The sequence below is a fragment of the Trichococcus sp. K1Tr genome (assembly GCF_028309625.1).
GTDB lineage: Bacteria > Bacillota > Bacilli > Lactobacillales > Aerococcaceae > Trichococcus.
Map to the genome: position 1 here is coordinate 1 of NZ_JAQMHR010000002.1, position 18,034 is coordinate 18,034.

The 18,034-nt window shown below is 47.6% G+C and carries 16 protein-coding genes, 16 tRNA genes and 2 other annotated features (1 of these 34 cut by a window edge); of the genes, 24 read left to right on the forward strand and 8 right to left on the reverse strand.

Features of this window, described 5'->3' with window-relative positions:
• Positions 1–50 precede the first annotated feature (50 nt).
• From PH235_RS03390 to PH235_RS03470, 17 genes are all read left to right on the forward strand, one after another.
• Positions 51–124: transfer RNA gene (locus tag PH235_RS03390), tRNA-Ile, on the forward strand.
• 36 nt (positions 125–160) lie between these two features.
• A tRNA-Ser gene (locus tag PH235_RS03395) sits at positions 161–248 on the forward strand.
• A gap of 26 nt (positions 249–274) precedes the next feature.
• A tRNA-Glu gene (locus PH235_RS03400) sits at positions 275–346 on the forward strand.
• Between the two features lie 16 nt (positions 347–362).
• A tRNA-Val gene (locus PH235_RS03405) sits at positions 363–435 on the forward strand.
• Positions 436–460: 25 nt separating this feature from the next.
• Positions 461–532, forward strand: a tRNA-Glu gene (locus PH235_RS03410).
• 100 nt (positions 533–632) lie between these two features.
• A tRNA-Glu gene (locus PH235_RS03415) sits at positions 633–704 on the forward strand.
• 101 nt (positions 705–805) lie between these two features.
• A tRNA-Glu gene (locus PH235_RS03420) sits at positions 806–877 on the forward strand.
• Positions 878–954: 77 nt separating this feature from the next.
• Positions 955–1,027, forward strand: a tRNA-Val gene (locus PH235_RS03425).
• A 2-nt stretch (positions 1,028–1,029) separates the two neighbouring features.
• Positions 1,030–1,102: transfer RNA gene (locus tag PH235_RS03430), tRNA-Asp, on the forward strand.
• 19 nt (positions 1,103–1,121) lie between these two features.
• Positions 1,122–1,194 (forward strand) — tRNA-Phe (locus tag PH235_RS03435).
• Between the two features lie 13 nt (positions 1,195–1,207).
• Positions 1,208–1,288: transfer RNA gene (locus PH235_RS03440), tRNA-Tyr, on the forward strand.
• Positions 1,289–1,311: 23 nt separating this feature from the next.
• A tRNA-Trp gene (locus tag PH235_RS03445) sits at positions 1,312–1,382 on the forward strand.
• Between the two features lie 18 nt (positions 1,383–1,400).
• Positions 1,401–1,473 (forward strand) — tRNA-His (locus PH235_RS03450).
• Positions 1,474–1,480: 7 nt separating this feature from the next.
• Positions 1,481–1,552, forward strand: a tRNA-Gln gene (locus tag PH235_RS03455).
• Between the two features lie 23 nt (positions 1,553–1,575).
• Positions 1,576–1,646, forward strand: a tRNA-Cys gene (locus tag PH235_RS03460).
• A 39-nt stretch (positions 1,647–1,685) separates the two neighbouring features.
• A tRNA-Leu gene (locus PH235_RS03465) sits at positions 1,686–1,769 on the forward strand.
• A 647-nt stretch (positions 1,770–2,416) separates the two neighbouring features.
• Positions 2,417–3,832, forward strand: coding sequence for a family 43 glycosylhydrolase (locus PH235_RS03470; protein ID WP_272161036.1), 1,416 nt, complete (start codon positions 2,417–2,419; stop codon positions 3,830–3,832).
• Between the two features lie 377 nt (positions 3,833–4,209).
• Here the strand turns inward: PH235_RS03470 and PH235_RS03475 are convergent, their stop codons facing one another.
• Positions 4,210–5,187 (reverse strand): aldo/keto reductase, encoded by a 978-nt coding sequence (locus PH235_RS03475; protein ID WP_272161037.1) that lies wholly within the window; start codon positions 5,185–5,187, stop codon positions 4,210–4,212.
• Positions 5,188–5,372: 185 nt separating this feature from the next.
• Between PH235_RS03475 and PH235_RS03480 the strand changes: the two genes are divergently transcribed.
• The 4 genes from PH235_RS03480 (at position 5,373) to PH235_RS03495 (ending at position 7,606) form a co-directional block, all read left to right on the forward strand.
• Positions 5,373–6,131 carry a carboxymuconolactone decarboxylase family protein gene (locus PH235_RS03480; RefSeq protein ID WP_272161038.1) on the forward strand — a complete coding sequence of 253 codons (759 nt, stop codon included), beginning with the start codon at positions 5,373–5,375 and terminating at the stop codon, positions 6,129–6,131.
• A 17-nt stretch (positions 6,132–6,148) separates the two neighbouring features.
• Complete coding sequence (locus tag PH235_RS03485) at positions 6,149–6,505, forward strand: MerR family transcriptional regulator (protein WP_272161039.1); 357 nt, start codon at positions 6,149–6,151, stop codon at positions 6,503–6,505.
• A 107-nt stretch (positions 6,506–6,612) separates the two neighbouring features.
• Entirely contained in the window at positions 6,613–7,065 is a 453-nt protein-coding gene (locus tag PH235_RS03490) for a MarR family winged helix-turn-helix transcriptional regulator (protein ID WP_272161040.1), read from the forward strand.
• 22 nt (positions 7,066–7,087) lie between these two features.
• Positions 7,088–7,606: a GNAT family N-acetyltransferase gene (locus PH235_RS03495; protein WP_272161041.1), complete on the forward strand. Its 519-nt coding sequence runs from the start codon at positions 7,088–7,090 to the stop codon at positions 7,604–7,606.
• Between the two features lie 199 nt (positions 7,607–7,805).
• Here PH235_RS03495 and PH235_RS03500 read toward each other — a convergent pair whose 3' ends face one another.
• Entirely contained in the window at positions 7,806–8,699 is an 894-nt protein-coding gene (locus tag PH235_RS03500) for a MurR/RpiR family transcriptional regulator (protein ID WP_272161042.1), read from the reverse strand.
• A 219-nt stretch (positions 8,700–8,918) separates the two neighbouring features.
• Between PH235_RS03500 and PH235_RS03505 the strand changes: the two genes are divergently transcribed.
• The 3 genes from PH235_RS03505 to mgsA all read left to right on the forward strand — a co-directional run bounded on the left by PH235_RS03505 (position 8,919) and on the right by mgsA (position 11,466).
• Entirely contained in the window at positions 8,919–9,158 is a 240-nt protein-coding gene (locus tag PH235_RS03505; protein ID WP_272161043.1) for a SemiSWEET transporter, read from the forward strand.
• 14 nt (positions 9,159–9,172) lie between these two features.
• On the forward strand, positions 9,173–10,609 hold the full coding sequence (locus tag PH235_RS03510) for a 6-phospho-beta-glucosidase (RefSeq protein ID WP_272161044.1): 1,437 nt from the start codon (positions 9,173–9,175) through the stop codon (positions 10,607–10,609).
• Positions 10,610–11,046: 437 nt separating this feature from the next.
• Positions 11,047–11,466 (forward strand): methylglyoxal synthase, encoded by a 420-nt coding sequence (gene mgsA / locus PH235_RS03515; RefSeq protein WP_272161045.1) that lies wholly within the window; start codon positions 11,047–11,049, stop codon positions 11,464–11,466.
• 95 nt (positions 11,467–11,561) lie between these two features.
• Here mgsA and PH235_RS03520 read toward each other — a convergent pair whose 3' ends face one another.
• From PH235_RS03520 to PH235_RS03545, 6 genes are all read right to left on the reverse strand, one after another.
• Positions 11,562–12,749, reverse strand: coding sequence for an amidohydrolase (locus tag PH235_RS03520; protein ID WP_272161046.1), 1,188 nt, complete (start codon positions 12,747–12,749; stop codon positions 11,562–11,564).
• A gap of 334 nt (positions 12,750–13,083) precedes the next feature.
• Positions 13,084–13,941 (reverse strand): MetQ/NlpA family ABC transporter substrate-binding protein, encoded by an 858-nt coding sequence (locus PH235_RS03525; protein ID WP_272161047.1) that lies wholly within the window; start codon positions 13,939–13,941, stop codon positions 13,084–13,086.
• Between the two features lie 119 nt (positions 13,942–14,060).
• The gene (locus PH235_RS03530) at positions 14,061–14,924 is read right to left on the reverse strand and encodes a MetQ/NlpA family ABC transporter substrate-binding protein (protein ID WP_272161048.1); all 864 of its coding nucleotides are present in this window, start codon (positions 14,922–14,924) and stop codon (positions 14,061–14,063) included.
• Between the two features lie 78 nt (positions 14,925–15,002).
• Positions 15,003–15,857: a MetQ/NlpA family ABC transporter substrate-binding protein gene (locus tag PH235_RS03535; protein ID WP_272161049.1), complete on the reverse strand. Its 855-nt coding sequence runs from the start codon at positions 15,855–15,857 to the stop codon at positions 15,003–15,005.
• Positions 15,858–15,890: 33 nt separating this feature from the next.
• Positions 15,891–16,571 carry a methionine ABC transporter permease gene (locus tag PH235_RS03540; protein WP_272161050.1) on the reverse strand — a complete coding sequence of 227 codons (681 nt, stop codon included), beginning with the start codon at positions 16,569–16,571 and terminating at the stop codon, positions 15,891–15,893.
• Positions 16,568–17,644, reverse strand: a complete 1,077-nt coding sequence (locus PH235_RS03545) for a methionine ABC transporter ATP-binding protein (protein ID WP_272161051.1) — start codon at positions 17,642–17,644, stop codon at positions 16,568–16,570. The genes PH235_RS03540 and PH235_RS03545 overlap by 4 nt, the downstream gene beginning before the upstream one ends.
• A gap of 55 nt (positions 17,645–17,699) precedes the next feature.
• Positions 17,700–17,950: a binding site (T-box leader), on the reverse strand.
• A gap of 56 nt (positions 17,951–18,006) precedes the next feature.
• Positions 18,007–18,034: a binding site (T-box leader), on the reverse strand (it continues 240 nt past the right edge of the window).

Consider the following 18,034-nt stretch of genomic DNA (forward strand, 5'->3'; position numbering starts at 1 on the left):
TCCAAGCTGATGTCGGGAGTTCGATTCTCCTCACCCGCTTTTTTTAAGAAGGGCCTATAGCTCAGCTGGTTAGAGCGCACGCCTGATAAGCGTGAGGTCGATGGTTCGAGTCCATTTAGGCCCATTGTTAAAGCATACAGATAGTGGAGTTCTCTTTTAAGGGGAAGTACTCAAGTGGCTGAAGAGGCGCCCCTGCTAAGGGTGTAGGTCGTTAACGCGGCGCGAGGGTTCAAATCCCTCCTTCTCCGTAGCTTTATCAAAAAAATAAAAGTATGGTCCGTTGGTCAAGCGGTTAAGACACCGCCCTTTCACGGCGGTAACACGGGTTCGATTCCCGTACGGATCATTGTTTCCAGCATTATGGAGGTTTAGCTCAGCTGGGAGAGCGTCTGCCTTACAAGCAGAATGTCGGCGGTTCGATCCCGTCAACCTCCATTGCATTATTTATTTTCAACCTTATGGTCCGTTGGTCAAGCGGTTAAGACACCGCCCTTTCACGGCGGTAACACGGGTTCGATTCCCGTACGGATCATCATCCTAGCTGTTGCAGCTCTAACTGCTTAACGGACGGATACCAATGGACGTCAGTTCCAACCAATCAATCTCCATCTTAATAGTATTTTCAACCTTACGGTCCGTTGGTCAAGCGGTTAAGACACCGCCCTTTCACGGCGGTAACACGGGTTCGATTCCCGTACGGATCATCATCCTAGCTGTTGCAGCTCTAACTGCTAAACGGACAGGATAGGAATGGAGCTCAGCTCCATCCAATCAATTTCCATCTTAATAATATTTTCAACCTTATGGTCCGTTGGTCAAGCGGTTAAGACACCGCCCTTTCACGGCGGTAACACGGGTTCGATTCCCGTACGGATCATTAGCATGGCTGTTACAGCTTCAGCTGTTTTGCAGACATGATACACTTGAGCGTCAGCTCACAGTGTTTCTACACCTGGAGGTTTAGCTCAGCTGGGAGAGCGTCTGCCTTACAAGCAGAATGTCGGCGGTTCGATCCCGTCAACCTCCATTGGTTCCGTGGTGTAGGGGTCAACATGCCTGCCTGTCACGCAGGAGATCGCGGGTTCAAATCCCGTCGGAGCCGTTTTTTAAATTTTTATTTTGGTCTGATAGCTCAGTTGGTAGAGCACTTGATTGAAGCTCAAGGTGTCGGCGGTTCGAATCCGTCTCGGACCATTTTTTATATGATGGAGGGATAGCGAAGTGGCTAAACGCGGCGGACTGTAAATCCGCTCTTTCGGGTTCGGCAGTTCGAATCTGCCTCCCTCCATTTTTTAAAAGCTTACTCTGAATAGGGGTATAGTTTAAAGGTAGAACAACGGTCTCCAAAACCGTCGGTGTGGGTTCAAGTCCTACTACCCCTGTATCAACATTATATTATGGCGATTGTGGCGAAGTGGTTAACGCACCGGTTTGTGGATCCGGCATTCGTGGGTTCAATTCCCATCAGTCGCCCTCTTATTGGGCTATCGCCAAGCGGTAAGGCAACAGACTTTGACTCTGTCATTCGTTGGTTCGAATCCAGCTAGCCCAGTTTTTTTCGAATAGTAACACCTCGGCGGTATAGCCAAGTGGTAAGGCACAGGTCTGCAAAACCTCTATCACCGGTTCAAATCCGGTTACCGCCTTTCCATGAGTAAGATGGAAAATTGCATTCTTCATATCATGCCGGCGTGGCGGAATTGGCAGACGCGCTGGACTCAAAATCCAGTGCCCGCAAGGGCGTGCCGGTTCGACCCCGGCCGCCGGTATCACACAAACAAGCCCAGAGAGATGGTTTCCATCTTTCTGGGCTTGTTTTTTGGTGTGCCCGGCGTTGGGTGATAACTTTGTGGTGAAAGCCCAATATAGACTTTGCAACAGGAACTGTTAGTGAATGACAAGGGTGTCCACGGTGAGTTGGAATCTGAAGGAAGTCGGACGCAAACACTCGTACTGATGTACAGAAATTGGATAGTTTACACTAAACTGGACGGTTTCGTTAAGGCCAGTTAAACTTGTGGGACTAATCACTCAAGGGAGGGACTAACCATGGAAAAAAGAACAATGTAAAAGAAAATAATGAGGTAGGTACTGCCTTTCGAGCCTACTCAATATCCATTCCCTCTGCGTGCAAAGACATACGCAGGCAAGGAAGGAGTTCGTAGGAAGCTCCCACTTCAAGCGTGAATCCACAAGGATTAGCTAAGTGGGAGTAGTTCATATTACCATCATTCGTTTTGTTGAGAATAATATAATTTGCGCTTTCTGTGGCTATGTAGGTATTAGTATTCAGTTTATATAATAAAAAAATAAAAAATATTATAGTAAAAACAAACGGATTAATCTTGTCAATTTAACCTTAAAATGTTATATTTAAAAACGGAAACGTTTCCAAAAAAGAAAAGGAGGGGCTAAATTGAAAAAATGGCTAAGTATTGGTCTAAGCATTGCCGTCATTGGAGGTTTTTTCTTGGTAAATAAACCATATCTTTTTTCCAATAAAACAACGATCCAACAAATTTATCCACGCTCGAATGAGAGCTTTGTTGGAGATCCGATGCCTTATTTTAATGGTGAGGAATTTATGATTTATTATTTAGAAGACTTACGAGATGATCAGACTGGTTTTCATCCGATCAGTTTAATGACGACGACTGACTTTATTAATTACACAGATCATAGTGAAGTGATTCCATTTGTAAATGATCAGAATGATCAGGAGTTAGCCTTAGGGACTGGCTCTGTCATAATTGATTCAGATGGGTTGTATCATGCATTTTATACCGGCCATAATGGATCATTGTCACCCAAGGAAGCAATTATGCATGCCACCAGTAAAGATGGAGTCAAGTGGAATAAGCAGCCCGAGCACGCGTTTTTCGCTAGTACACAGTATGAAGCGGATGACTTCAGAGATCCCTTTGTGTTTTACGAAGAAGATTCTCAGGAGTATTGGATGCTCATTACAGCACGTCAAAATGGAACAGGCGTTATTGCTAGATATACTTCAACGGATTTAATAACCTGGGAAGATCAGGGGACTTTTTTTGTAAATGATTTTGGAAACGATTCCAACTTAGAGTGTCCCTCACTTGTTTATTTTGAAGGGAAATGGTATTTGGCTTTTTCGGATCAATGGGATAAACGTGTTGTTCATTACCGTATCGCGGATAGTGTCAATGGACCTTTCGTCAAACCAGCCAACTTAGATCATTGGGATAGTTCTGGTTTTTATGCGGGAAGATTAGAAACAGATGGAGAGAAACTTTATGTAATGGGTTGGATTCCAACAAAAGAACAACACCGTGACAATCAAAACTATAATTGGGCAGGTAATCTTGCTGTCCATGAATTGATAGCTAAGGATGATAAACTATTGCCGACGTTGCCTGAAAGCGTTAAAGAACAGGTGAATACGGTAGCTTTCACAAATCAGACAATTCCTGAAGGCCAATCCATCACTTTTGATGCTAACGAGGAAACCGTTCTGTATTCTGGAAAAGTCGTCTTAGATGAACAAACAAAAAAATGGGCCTTTCAATTTAACAGCAAAGAAAACCAATCGGATCTAAATGTTATTTTTGATACAGAACTAAATACAGTCGCATACTATAATCGTTCTTTAGATAGGCTGGAAAATTATGCTCCACAAACTGAAATGCCTTTTGACTTTGCTGGTCGATCAAGTGTAACTATTAAACTGGTCTTAGAAGATGATATTGTTGTTCTCTATCTGGATGATGAAATTGTCCTCTCAAATCGGATGTATCAAGCTAAAGATAGTGATTGGGCAATCATGGCTATTGAAGGTCAACTAAAGATAGAATCATAAGAGATTGATAAAAGTCGAGTTAGTATCAGTCAGAGTAGTATTTGTCATTTTTAGTTTGATAACTTCGAGAAACTATTATGCTGAAGAATATCGCCACAATTCCATTTTTCACCCGAAGAAATTGGGCTAAATGACCCAAAGAGAATGGCAATGTGCGGCAAGCTTACTTCTCACCATAGAACATCTGAACTCCGGCGAAGCAAGTATTCGCCGGAGTTCAGATGTTCTTACTATATTCAGTTCCGGGGAGCCCCCCTTAACCGGAACTGAATGTCTGGATTGTTTCCTTACCTCCGGCGAAACACTCCTCATCGGTGGTGAGGGGGCTCCCCCGCCTAAGCTACCTCGAGTCATCCATATGCAGACCTTCATCGTTCCTATCTGTACCCCGTGATATTTCTCGGAACATATGCTTCTTCCAAATACTTGATTTCCTCCGCGCTCAATGCGACTTCGAATGCGCCAAGGGCATCATCCAGATATTTCACTTTCGTTGCACCGATCAGCGGGGAGGTGACGTAGTCTTTGCTCAACATCCAGGCAGTCGCGACTTGTCCGCGTGTGATGCCGCGTTCGTCGGCCAATTTATGGACCCTCGAGATGACTTCATTGTCGGAAGCCACAATGTATGCAGGCAGATTTGCCTCCACTGCTTGGCTGGAACGGGCTGTGAAGGCGCCGATATCCCTCGTCAATCTTCCTCCCGCCAACGGACTCCAAGGCGTCATCGCAACTTTTTGATCCTGCAGCAAAGGAATCATTTCGCGTTCTTCTTCCCGGTAGAGCAGATTGTACAGGTTCTGCATGGAAACAAATTTCGTCCAGCCGTTCTTCTGGGCGATGAATTGGGCTTTCGCAAATTGCCAAGCATGCATGGAAGAGGCTCCGATATAACGCACTTTCCCCATTTTCACCAAGTCATGCAGTGCTTCCATTGTCTCTTCGATAGGCGTGCCGTAATCCCAGCGGTGGATGATGTACAGGTCCAGATAATCCGTCTGCAATCTCTTCAAAGAGCGGTCGATTTCGGCGAATATGTTTTTGCGGGACAAGCCTTTCGCATTCGGCCCCTCGAACATCGGGAAATATAACTTGGAAGCCAGGACGATTTCATCGCGGTTGGCGAAATCCTTCAAAGCCTTGCCGACGATTTCTTCACTGGATCCAGCTGAATAGAGGTTCGCAGTATCGAAGAAATTGATTCCGGAGTCCAAAGCTTTTTTGATGATTTCGCGGCTTTCCGCTTCACCTATCGACCATTTTTCGCGACCGCGTTCCGGTTCCCCGAAGCCCATGCAGCCCAGACACAGTTTTGAGACTTCCATACCGGTATTGCCTAATTTCACATGCTCCATGTTAGCGCCTCCAAATGTTTTTGTTTTTATTATAAACCCATTGTAACTGTTGGAGTAAACTCCAAGACAAGTGTTTTATGCCGAATAAAAAAATATTATTCAATAGCTGCTGTAACGGTTGACTTGGAGTCCGCTTCAGGATTTAAACTGGGGGTAACAAAAATATGAAATAGGAGGAATGGAAGATGAAAATGATCGAAATTGCAAAAAAGAACCATGATGAACTGTTTCCCGGGCACGTGTCGATATTAGCTGAAAAGGATCCGGAATTTATTGAAGTGTTTGATAATTTCGCGTTTGATGAAGTGCTGCAATACACCAGTTTGGATGTGATGCAAAGGCAGAAAGTGCTGTTGGCTGCTTTGATCTCCATGCAGTGCGTGAACGAGTTCAAAGCGATGGCGAAGGGTGCTTTGAATGTAGGCGTCACGCCGGTTGAGCTGAAGGAGATCGTCTATCAGGCCGTCCCTTATGCCGGCTTGGGGAAAGTGTTCGATTTCCTGCATGCGGCAAATGAGGTGTTGGAGGCAAGAGGGATTGTGCTGCCTTTGGAGGGCCAATCCACCACAACTGTCGAAAATCGGTTTGAGAAGGGCTTGGAAATCGTCCGTGAAGCTGCGGGAAACACTGTGGATAACATGCTGGACACGATGCCGCAGAACCAGAAGCATTTTGCCACTTTTTTGGCGGATAACTGTTTCGGCGATTTCTTTACCCGCAGCGGCTTGTCGATCCAGGAACGGGAACTGCTGATCTTTACTATGCTGGCTTCGATGGGCGGATCGGAGGCGCAAATGAAGGGGCATATCCGCAACAATCTCCGCGTCGGTAATGACAAGCAAAAGCTGTTGGACACGCTCACTGTCCTGTTGCCGTTCATCGGATACCCGCGGACCTTGACGGCGCTGAACTGCCTGAATGAAGTCGCTCCGGAAGAAAGCTGAAAGCGCAGGGGATAAAGATGAAAATCGCTCAAGTCAGCAAAGAGAAGCATGTGTCGATCGATAGCTTGCGGTATTATGAACGGATCGGGCTGATTCCGCCTGTAAAGCGTATTGTGGGCGGAATCAGGGACTATTCGGATGAGGATCTGAAGTGGCTGGATTTCGTGATGGAGGTGCGGTCGGCGGGGGTGTCGATCGAACCGTTAATCGATTATGTGCGTCTGTGTGGAGAAGGCCTCCATACCGTTCCGGCCAGGCGGGATCTGTGGGAAGACGAGTGCGACCTGCTTGAGAAGAGGATCCGCGGGCTGCAGGAGACCTTGGCGCAAATGAAAGGAAAAGTAGACCATTACGACGGGATGCTGAAAGGCTAGGGTTGGGACATTTGTTCCAGCTCTTTTTTATTTCATATTTTATGTTGCAAATGCAATAAAAATCCGTTATGCTTTATCTAAATTTACAGAAATGGCAGGTGAGTGGTATGGCGGAAATTCTCCGCGAAATCGGCATGATCGCCAGGGCTTTGGATTCGATCGCGAACATCGAGTTCAAGGAGTTCGACCTGACGAGGGGGCAGTACTTGTACCTCATCCGCATCTGCGAAAATCCGGGCATCATCCAGGAAAAATTGGCGGATATGATCAAAGTGGATCGCACGACGGCTTCGCGCGCCATCAAAAAGTTGGAAGCGAACGGCTTCATCGAAAAGAAAGCCGACGCCGCAAACAGAAAGATCAAGCACATCTTCCCGACGGAAAAAGGAAAAGCGATCTCCCCGAACATCAGCAGGGAAAATGAACACTCGGAACGGGTGGCGCTGCAGGGATTGTCGGAAGGGGAAGCAGCGGTTCTCCGCGGACTGCTCCAAAAGGTCCGGAAAAACATCGAAGGCGATTGGGAATACGTGAAAAAAGGCAACAAAAGAAACTACTGAAGCAAGGATAGGAGAGAGCAACATGGCAATCACACTGAAAAAATGCGGCATCGAGGACTTGGCGGATCTTCAAGCAATCGGCATCGAAACGTTCACGGACACGTTCGCGGCCCACAACACGCCGGAAGACTTGCAGGCTTATTTGGAAAAAGCCTACGATCCGGAAAAGCTGAAGGCGGAGCTTTCAACTGAAGGTTCGATTTTCTATTTTCTGTACGACGGGGAGGAACTTGCAGGCTACATGAAGTTCAATGTCGAGGCAGCCCTGACGGAAGAGATGGATGCTGATTCATTGGAAGTGGAGCGGATCTACATCCGGCCGGGTTTCAAGCGCAGAGGGCTCGGGAAATATCTGATCGACAAAGCGATTGAAACCGCGCGCACTCAAGGCAAGCAACTGATCTGGCTGGGCGTCTGGGAACACAATGCGAATGCCATCGCTTTTTATGAAAAAATGGGCTTCGTCCACACCGGCGCGCATTCGTTCTTTATGGGCGACGATGAACAAACCGACTTCATCATGACGAAAAAACTGGGCTGACCAGCATACAAAAAAACCATCGCCGGGTTGGGGGCGATGTTTTTTTGCGGTTGCTCTTTACATTGGAGGAGTAAAGAAGTGAAAAAGAGTAAAAAGATTGTTTAATTGGCTTGTCTTTATAATAGGCTCCACGTGTGAAAAAGACATGAAGAAAATCTAACTTATTTTTGCTGTTTTAACGGATAAAACTGATATTTTATCATCTAGAAACATGATCCTCTTCCTTGATAATATCCACTGTTGAGGATCGGCCGGCTTCGATCATCTTGGAAGTGCTGATCCGCAGCTGCAGGTTGGCATCGTAATCGAGCGCGAAGATGCAGGAATAGAGCACGTCCAGAAGGTACACAATGGCACTGTCGGTGGAGAAGGTGGCGATTTTTGAATAGAGCTTCTCCCGTGTGCAGATTCTGAGCACGCAATCCGCAAGCCGGGCGGTCGTATTGTCCCCGATATTGGTGATGGCAATGATGGGGATCTTGTTCGCTTTTAAATATTGGATCGTCTCGTTCAATATCGTGGTTTCTCCGGAATAGGAGACGATGATCGCGCAGGAGGAAGAATCCGCCAGGTGCGCCTTGAAGATCGTTTCGCCCTGCAGCAAGCAGATGTCCACCCGTTTTTTGATCCGCGACATGTTGTGCTGGAATTCCTGCGTGATCAACAGGTTGTTGCTGACTGCAAAAAGACTGGTATAGGAAGACTTCCGGATGATCTGGATGGCCTTCTGCAGGTCGTCATGGGTGATCAGCGACAAGGTGTCATCGATGGATTCCTTTTCCAAGGCAGCAATTTTACTTGCAATCGACATGATGGTATCATTACGTTGAAAAGGCAGGTTGGCGTTTATTTCACTGAAATGTTTCTGCAAATATTCTTCTTCTTTCAAGAAGGCTTCCTTCAAATCGCTCCAACCGCTGAAGTTCATCTTATGGGCAATCCTTACCAATGTGGAAGGGGAAGTATATGTCGCTTCGGCAATCTCTTTGGTGGTCATTTCCTGGATTGCCGCTTTTTTCTCCAATATATAAGTTACTATCTTTTGTTCGCTGTTCGAGAAATCAAAATTCTCCAGCCGTTCTCTGATAAGCATCTGAATCCTCCACTCGTGTTTCTTCTGGACCTCTAGACCATCCTATCATATTTGAGAATGTTATTTGATAATCCAGAGCAAAAAAATGGGGAATTTGTAAACGTTGTTACGGAGTGCCTGGAAGTTATTGTTTATGTTTATCTATCCATTATAATCGAGTTGTAAAAGATTGTAGCCGTTTTCTGAGTCGCACAGCTATATCAATTAGGAGGAGAAATAATGATAGGCATCATAGCAGCATTTTTAACAACGCTATCGTTCATCCCGCAAGCATGGCAGGTTATCAAAACAAAGGATACATCCGGTATTTCACTGGGCATGTACGCCATGTTTGTGGCTGGGGTTTTTCTATGGATGATCCACGGAATCAATATCCGGGATGTCGCCATCATTGCAGCGAACGGCATTACATTTGTATTGGCATCAATCATCTTGGCTTATAAAATCAAATATAAATAAGAGGAGAGATCATTATGGCATTGGATAAAGATTTTTTGTGGGGCGGCGCCTTGGCTGCGCATCAGTTTGAAGGAGGGGTCCTGAACACTTCCAAAGGCTTAAGCGTGGCGGACGTCATGACAGCCGGAGCGCACGGCGTTCCCCGCGTCATCACGGACGGTGTGGTCGAAGGCAATTATTACCCGAACCATGTCGGAATCGACTTCTATGGCCGCTACAAAGAGGACATCGCTTTGTTCGCAGAAATGGGTTTCAAGTGCTTCCGCACGTCGATTGCCTGGTCGCGTATCTTCCCGAACGGCGATGAAGCCGAACCGAACGAAGAAGGCCTGCAGTTCTACGATGATGTTTTTGATGAATTGTTGAAATACGGAATCGAACCGGTCATCACGCTTTCCCACTTCGAGATGCCATACCATTTGGCCAAAGAATACGGTGGCTTCATGAACCGCAAGACTGTGGATTTTTTCGTCAACTTCGCGGAAGTCTGCTTCAAGCGGTACAAGGACAAAGTAAAATATTGGATGACCTTCAATGAAATCAACAACCAAATGAACTACAAGAACGATATCTTCGGCTGGACCAACTCCGGTGCGCATTTCGGCGACTATCCGAATCCGGAAGAAGCGATGTACCAATGTGGGCACTATGAATTGGTCGCCAGCGCTTTGGCTGTCAAAATCGGCAAAGAGATCAACCCGGATTTCCAGATCGGGAACATGATCGCGATGGTGCCGATCTATCCGTATTCTTCTCGACCTGCTGATATGGTATTGTCAAACCAGATGATGCATGACCGTTGGTTCTTCTGCGATGTGCAATGCCGCGGACATTATCCGGCTTACGCCTTGAAGATGTTCGAACGCAAAGGCTTCAACCTAGACATCACCGAAGCAGACAAAAAAGCTTTGGCTGAAGGCACTGTTGACTATATCGGCTTCTCTTACTATATGAGTAACTGCGTCGATTCGACCGTAAATAAAGATGTATCGAAATCTTTGGACGGTTCCAGCGCACATTCCGTGAAGAACCCGTTCATCGAAGAGTCCGACTGGGGCTGGGCGATCGATCCGGAAGGTTTGCGTTACACATTGAATCTGTTCTACGAACGCTATGAAAAGCCATTATTCATCGTCGAAAACGGCTTCGGCGCCATCGACATCAAAGAAGAGGACGGCAGCTGCCACGACCCTTACCGCATCGACTATCTCAAGACGCATATTGAAGAAATGAAGAAGGCCGTCGAAGAGGACGGCGTCGATCTGATGGGCTACACACCATGGGGTTGCATCGACTGCGTCTCCTTCACGACCGGCGAAATGAAGAAACGTTACGGCTTCATCTACGTCGACCGGGACAATGAAGGCAACGGAACATTGGAAAGAAGCAAAAAGGATTCCTTCGATTGGTACAAGAAGGTTATTGCTTCCAACGGGGAAGAACTGGCTTAAATTGCATACATGAAAAAGCTCAGCGGGATCGCGATATCCCGCTGAGCTTTTTTGTATTCGGTAATGTTGGCCGTATAAGCCGGTGGGCTCTCCAACTCCGGCCAACCAACCGTTCACCGGAGCTGGCACCCTAGACAGCCTATTAGGATCCGCAAAGGAATCCAGCCAACTACGCAAAAAGAACAAAAAAACCACCGCTCAAAAGAGCGGTGGCATAAAGGAGTTGTTCTTTACTTTGGAGGAGTAAAGAAGAAGAGTAAAAAGATTGTTGTGATTGGCCTATCTGTATAATAGTCCTCAATTGTGAAGATAATATGAAGAAATCCTACTTTATTTTGGTTATTTTAGCACTAAAAAGAAAAATATTGCGACCGGTTCGACCATAAAACCCGCGAAATGATATACTGTTCTTATAAAAATTGCAGGGAGGAAATCTAATGAAAGTAGCATTAATTGCGCATGACCGTAAAAAGGATTTAATGATTCAATTATGTACCGCCTACAAAGCAATCCTGGAAGAGCATGTATTGTTTGCGACCGGTACGACCGGCACCCGTATCATGGAAGCGACCGGATTGAATGTTCACCGTTTCAAGTCAGGTCCGCTTGGAGGGGATCAACAGATCGGCGCTATGATTTCGGAAAATCAAATGGATCTGGTCATCTTCCTGCGGGACCCGTTGGCCGCTATGCCGCATGAACCGGATGTAACCGCTTTGATCCGTTTGAGCGATGTTTATGAAATTCCGTTGGCCACCAATATCGGCACAGCCGAAGTGCTGCTCCGCGGACTGGATGCCGGCTTCGTCGATTGGCGCGAATTCTACAATTCGGAAGGCAGCATCGATTTCGGGTAAGCAAGCAACAGACTAAACGTATGTACACGAAAAACTAAAAAACGCACCGGATTTTTGGATTATCGTTCCAAAAATTTGGTGCGTTTTTTTGTGCATTAAAATGGCACTTTCAAGTAGGACAGCGCATAAGAAATATGCAGTTCGGTAGCGATGGCCAAGCCTTTTTCGTCGATGTCAAATTTCTCGTGATGATGTCCGTAGGCTGTCTCTTCGCTGCTCTGCGTGCCGATGAAGCAGTAGACTCCGGGCGCTACCGCCAAGTAATCCGCAAAGTCATCGGCGCCCATGCTTTTCGGGCTGTCGGTGATGACGTTTTCGAGGCCGACGATGTCCGTGGCGACCCGGATTGCATGGTTGGCTGCTTGGATGTCATTGATCAGCGGGGCCGCGGCATCGTAGTTGGAGAATTCGATGGTTGTTCGGTGCGCATCCGAAACATTCCGGGCGATCCTTTCCACAGCCTCCAACACTTGTACACGGACTTCGTGGCTGAAGGTGCGGACAGTGCCTTCGATCTCGGCTTCGTTGGCGATGATGTTGTAGTTCGTTCCCGCACGCAATACCCCGATGCCGACGACGACTTCATCTGTCGGCTTCACTTCCCGAGCGACAATCGTCTGCAGTTCCGTGACGATGGCGGCTGCGCTGACCAAAGCGTCGCGCCCCAGATCCGGACGCGAGACATGTCCGCTCTTGCCGAAAACTTTGATCTTGAAGATGTCGCAGGACGCGTTGGAAGGGCCCGGTGTAGCGACGATTTTACCCACTTGCGTGCCGGATTGCAGATGGATGCCGAAGACATGGTCGATGTTGTCGATAAAGCCGCCGCGCACGAATTGGCGCGCACCGGCGCCGATTTCCTCGGCTGGCTGGAAGGCGAATTGGATCGTTCCGGCAAATTCACTCTGATGTTCCTTCAGGATTTTCAGCGCGCCCAACAGGGAAGCCGTATGCCCATCGTGTCCGCAGGCATGGTTGAACCCGGGATTGACGGAAGCGTAGGGTTTGTCTGTCTCATCAGGCAAAGGCAGTGCATCGATATCGGCGCGGAGCAAGATGGTTTTTCCTGCTCCTTTTCCGCCAATCAAGGTGGCTAAGATGCCTGTCTCTCCGACATTGATGTAGGGCACGCCGATTTCTTCGACTTCTTCCTTGATGCGTTGAATCGTTTCGAATTCCTTCAGGCTCGGTTCCGGATGACGATGGAAATGGCGGCGCAGGGCGATAATGTAGTCGTAGATATCGGTAACTTCTTCATGGATCTGTTTTTGGTTTATTGTCATAAGGTTTCCTCCTTGGATCTGTATAGTAAAGGGGCTGTGGGCAAATGGCCCAAGCCCCTCGAAATGGTTTGCTTTTCTGATAAAGTTGGCTAGCTTCACGGGTTAGCCCTTCGGAAAGGATAAAGGAACCCCTTGTCTCTGCGAGCCAAGGATACTATTCGACTAACCTGCTGACGCAGGAAGTCTCTCAGCATATTGCGCTCTACGATGCTCAGTTGCATGGGACTCTAAGGGATTCATCCCTTAGAGTCCCAGTGCAAGGTGACCGTAGGGAACGTTGCGTGGCTCGATTTCCTAAATTTCTTTCAGGGCTGAACGAACCCGTTCAGCTTTTCTATTTTGCTTCGTTCCAAACCGGGAATTGTGAGCCTTTCGATGATTCTTCGATGACTTTGGCCGTTCCTTCGGATTGATAGTAGGCTACGATTGTTTGGAAGACTTCGTTGTCGACATTTTCGGAGAGTGCCGCAATGACGTTGTAATAAGGTTTTGAGTCTTCCGTAACCGGTTCAAGGAAGACGGCATCTTCACTCGGGATGAAGCCGGCATCCACGGCCATGCCGCTGTTGATGACAGAAGCGGTCACGTCCTGCAAAGCGCGGGCAGTCTGATTGGATTCAAGTGTCTGGAACTGCAGGTTCAATCTGTTTTCGACGACATCTTCGGTTGTCGGAACCAAACCGGCCGCAGTGTCAAGCTTGATCAGTCCAGCTGTCTGAAGCAGGATCAAAGCCCGTCCTTCGTTGGAGACGTCGTTCGGGATGGCGATTGTGTCGCCGTCCTTCAGTTCGTTGATGGTTGTGATTTTTTCGGAATAAAGTCCTAAGGGAGCCATTACTGTATAGCCGATGGTCGTCAATTCCGTTCCATGATCTCTGTTGTAGTTGTCCATGAAGATCTCTGTCTGGAAAGAACTCAGATCGATTTCACCTTCGGCCAAGGCATTGTTAGGGGTTGTGTAGTCGGTGAATTTGACCAGTTCGACTTCGATGTTCTCTTTTTCTTTCAGCTCTTCGATGACGTAATCCCAAGGCTCGTTGACTTCGCCGACGACGCCCAATGTGACTGTGACGGGTTCATTCGCTTCGGCAGAGCTTGCGTCGCTGGAGGAATCGGAGGCGGCGTTGCCGCAAGCGGCAAGGAAAAGGCTGGCTGAAAGGGTAAAGGTTGCTAGAAATGGCTTATTTTTCATCAGTAAAGGGCTCCTTTGTATATAAAGATAGCATCAAGAGCGGCGCGAAAAGAAACGCACCGGCTTGATGCTACTCGTAAATTTAGTATGTTTTCAGGCTGGGGAAGAAAGGCTTTCGCTTAGTCCCAAACAGGGATATCAGTGTTAGCAGTAGTTTCTGCGATCAAAGCTTTTGTTGCTTCCGTTTGGTATTCCGCTACAACTTTTTTGTAGACTTCATTGTCAACGTCTTCTGCACGGGCCGCTACAACGTTTTTGTAGATGTCCAAGACTTCTTGGATGTTGTCTGTATCCAAGTAAAGGGCGTCTTCAGTCGGTACAAGTCCAGCGTCGACGGCGAAGTTGGTGTTGATGACTGCAGCGCCTGCATCTTCAAGCGAACGTGGCAGTTGTGCAGCATCCAATTCTTCGATGTTCAGGTTCTTAGGATTTTCGATGATGTCGTTTACTGTTGGTGTTGTGCCTGTTGCGTTGTCCAAAGTGATCAAATCAATGGCTTGCAACAGCAACAAAGCGCGTCCGCCGTTGGTTACGTCATTCGGGATTGCGATCGTGTCGCCGTCTTGAATTTCGTTGTAATCTGTATAATTGTTAGAATAGATTCCCAATGGAGAAACAAAAGTGAATCCGATCGGTGTCAAGTCTGCGTCGTTGTTTGCGTTGTAGTTTTCCAGGAAGGCTACGTGCTGGAATGCGTTTAAGTCGAGTTCACCGTTATCCAAGGCGATGTTTGGTTGGTTGTAATCAGTGAATTTGACGATTTCAAGATCGATGTTTTGGTCTTCCAGACGCTCTGCGACGGCTTCCCAAATTTCGACAGCGGATTCGCTGACCAGACCGATTTTGACTGTAGTTGGCTCTGTTGCAACTGTGCTGCTTGACTCTACAGCGGATGAATCAGCGGTTGTTCCGCCGTTTCCGCATGCTGCCAGGAATAATGAAGCTGAAAGGACTAGGCCACCAAATAATTTACTCTTTTTCATATGAATTTCCTCCGATTTGTTTTTTATATTTTTACATCACGTCTGCAAACGTGATTTTTGTAAACAAGTGAATGGGTCTTACTGTTCCCAAGCAGGTACGTCGTTGCCGGCTGTGACATCATCCAAGAGCGCTGCTGTTTCAGATGTTTGGTATTCCGCAACGACTTGTTTGTAGGTTTCATTGTCAACATCTTCAGAACGTGCCGCTACGATGTTTTTGTAGACGTCCGCAACACTTGCGATGTTGTCGGTATCCAAGAAGAGTGCATCTTCTTTCGGATTCAGACCGGAATCGGTAGCGTAGTTTGTATTGATGACTGCTGCATCAACATCCTGAAGGGAGCGTGCGATTTGCGCTGCATCCAATTCTTCAAAGCTGATATTCTTCGGGTTTTCGATGATATCATTGACTGTCGGTGTCGTTCCTTTTGCTTCATCGACTTTGATCAAGCCGATTGCTTGTAATAATAGAAGTGCGCGTCCGCCGTTGGTAACGTCGTTAGGGATGGCGATTCTGGCATCCTCGGCAATGTCGGCATAGTCGGTCACTTTTTCGGAGTACAGACCAAGTGGAGAAACATAAGTGAAGCCGATTGGAGTCAGATCCGACTCGTTGTTGGCGTTGAAATCTTCAAGATAAGCCACGTGCTGGAATGCGTTCAGGTCGATGTCGCCATTTTCCAATGCAACGTTAGGCTGCACGTAGTCGCCGAATTGGACGATTTCCAATTCGATTCCTTTGGCTTCCAAACGGCTGGCTACATCTTCCCAGACTTCGACTTCGACTTCGCTGACTACGCCGATCTTCACTGTTTCAGCTTCTGAAGCGGCCGTGTCCGCTGCTGAGTCCGTGTTCGAGTCGCTGCTTCCGCAAGCTGCCAAAAATAAGGTAAGTGCTGCAACACCTGAGAATAATACGTTTTTCTTTTTCATGATTTGTTTCCTCCGATTTTGTTTTTTTATTTGTTAATGACTTACTTTCTTTACCAAGGCATTTCCGATGGCTTGGCTGATGAATACGATGATCAGGATGATGATGGTTGCGACCAAGGTCACGTCGTTCTGGAATCGATTGTAGCCGCGGGTGATGGCCAGGTTACCCAAGCCGCCTCCGCCGATGGCTCCAGCCATTGCTGTCAAACCGATCAGGTTGATGATCGTTACGGATGATACGCGGATGATGCCTGGCAACCCTTCCTTCAGGTAGACGCGGAAGATGATTTCCCAAGGGCTGGCACCCATTGATTGGGCCGCCTCGATGACGCCGGGATCGACTTCTACCAGTGCGTTTTGAATCTGACGGGCGTAGAAGGGAACCGTCGCTACCACTAGTGGCACGATCGATGCGGTCGTGCCGATCGAAGTGCCGACCACGAACCGTGTGAACGGTACGATCAGGGCCATCAGGATGATGAAGGGCAGCGAACGGAAGATGTTGACCAGCTTATCCAAAATGCTGTACAGGTGTTTGTTCGCCAGGATGCCACCATCTTGTGTGACCAGTAAGATGACGCCCAGGATGACGCCAAGCCCACCGGCGATCAGTCCGGCGATGAGTGTCATGTATAAGGTTTCCCATGTGCTCAGGAGCACTTCATCCCAAATCTCAGAGACGTTTGGGAGAAATGTTGTCATGAATGTGTTCATTCTTCGTCGCCTCCTTTATTTTTCTTTTCGGCGATGATTTCTTCGGTGATGATTTCCACCGTTACGCCGTTATCCTGCAGGTAGCGGACGGCTTTCGCGATCGCTTCCGGTGTCCCGCTCAGGACGAGGAGCAGGGTGCCGACTGGCGTGTCCTGCAGTATCTCAACGTTGCCGAAGAGGATGTTGCCTTGGACATTGAATGTATTGGCCAGTTTGGCGATGAGCGGTTCGCCTGTGGAACCGCCGACGAATGAAAGCTTTGTCAGCACATCATGTTCGTTCAAGTTCAGGATTGTCGGGTGGGTGATGACCGTTTCGATTCCGTGTTCGACATGCGTTGCCGTATCGATGAAGTCCTTCGTCAATTGGTTCTGCGGCTTCGTGAAGATGTCTAAAATTGATCCATATTCGATCACGCCGCCGTCTTCCATCACAGCCACCTTGTTGCAGATTTCCTTCACGACCTGCATCTCATGGGTGATGATGACGATCGTCAGGTTCAATCTTTTGTTCAGCTCTTTCAATAGAGCCAGAATCGAAGAAGTCGTCTTCGGATCCAACGCGCTGGTCGCTTCGTCGCAAAGCAGCACTTCCGGATCATTCGCCAAGGCGCGGGCGATGGCCACACGCTGCTTTTGCCCGCCGGATAATTGGGAAGGGTAAGCATTGGCTTTTTCGGACAACCCTACTAATGAAAGAAGGTCTGTTACCTTGTCGTGGATTGCCTGTTTACTTAAGGAAGAATTCTTCAAAGGAAATGCGACGTTGTCGTGAATGGTGCGGGAGCGCATCAGATTGAAATGCTGGAAGATCATCCCGATTTTTTTGCGCGACTCACGCAAGTCCTTGTCGTTCAATGCCATCATGTCTTTTCCGCTCACGATGACTTTTCCTTCGGTCGGACGCTGCAGAAGATTGATGGTTCTTACTAATGTACTTTTGCCGGCGCCGCTGTATCCGACGATGCCGTAGACGTCGCCTTTATCGACTTCCAGCGAAACATGCTTTACGGCATGGATGGCTTTGTTTTTGTCAGTTTTAAAAGTCACTGAGATATCCTGTAGACTGATCATGTATCTTTCCTCCTCTAATAAAAAAAGCATCCATCCTACATCAAAAAATTATGACGTTAAGGACGAATGCGGACGCTTCGTGTTACCACCTTTGTTCGAATCCCCCTCACGGCAGGATTCCTCCATGAGTGAAGGCTTGCTTCACTCGTGCACGATAAAGGGTGCTCCCTTGAAGGATTTACCGCTTGTGCAGTTCATCCCTCCCGCTCCGAGGCCATCTTCAAAACCGTTCCGTATACCTGTTCTCATCCAACCAGGCTCGCTGTGATACGTTGCGGTTTTTACTTTCCTCTTCCTTGCGTTTACATTTTATCATAAAATCAAAAAACTCTCGCCTTATCTGCTGCATATTTTATGCGCAAGATAAGGACGAGAGGTCAAAGTTCGATC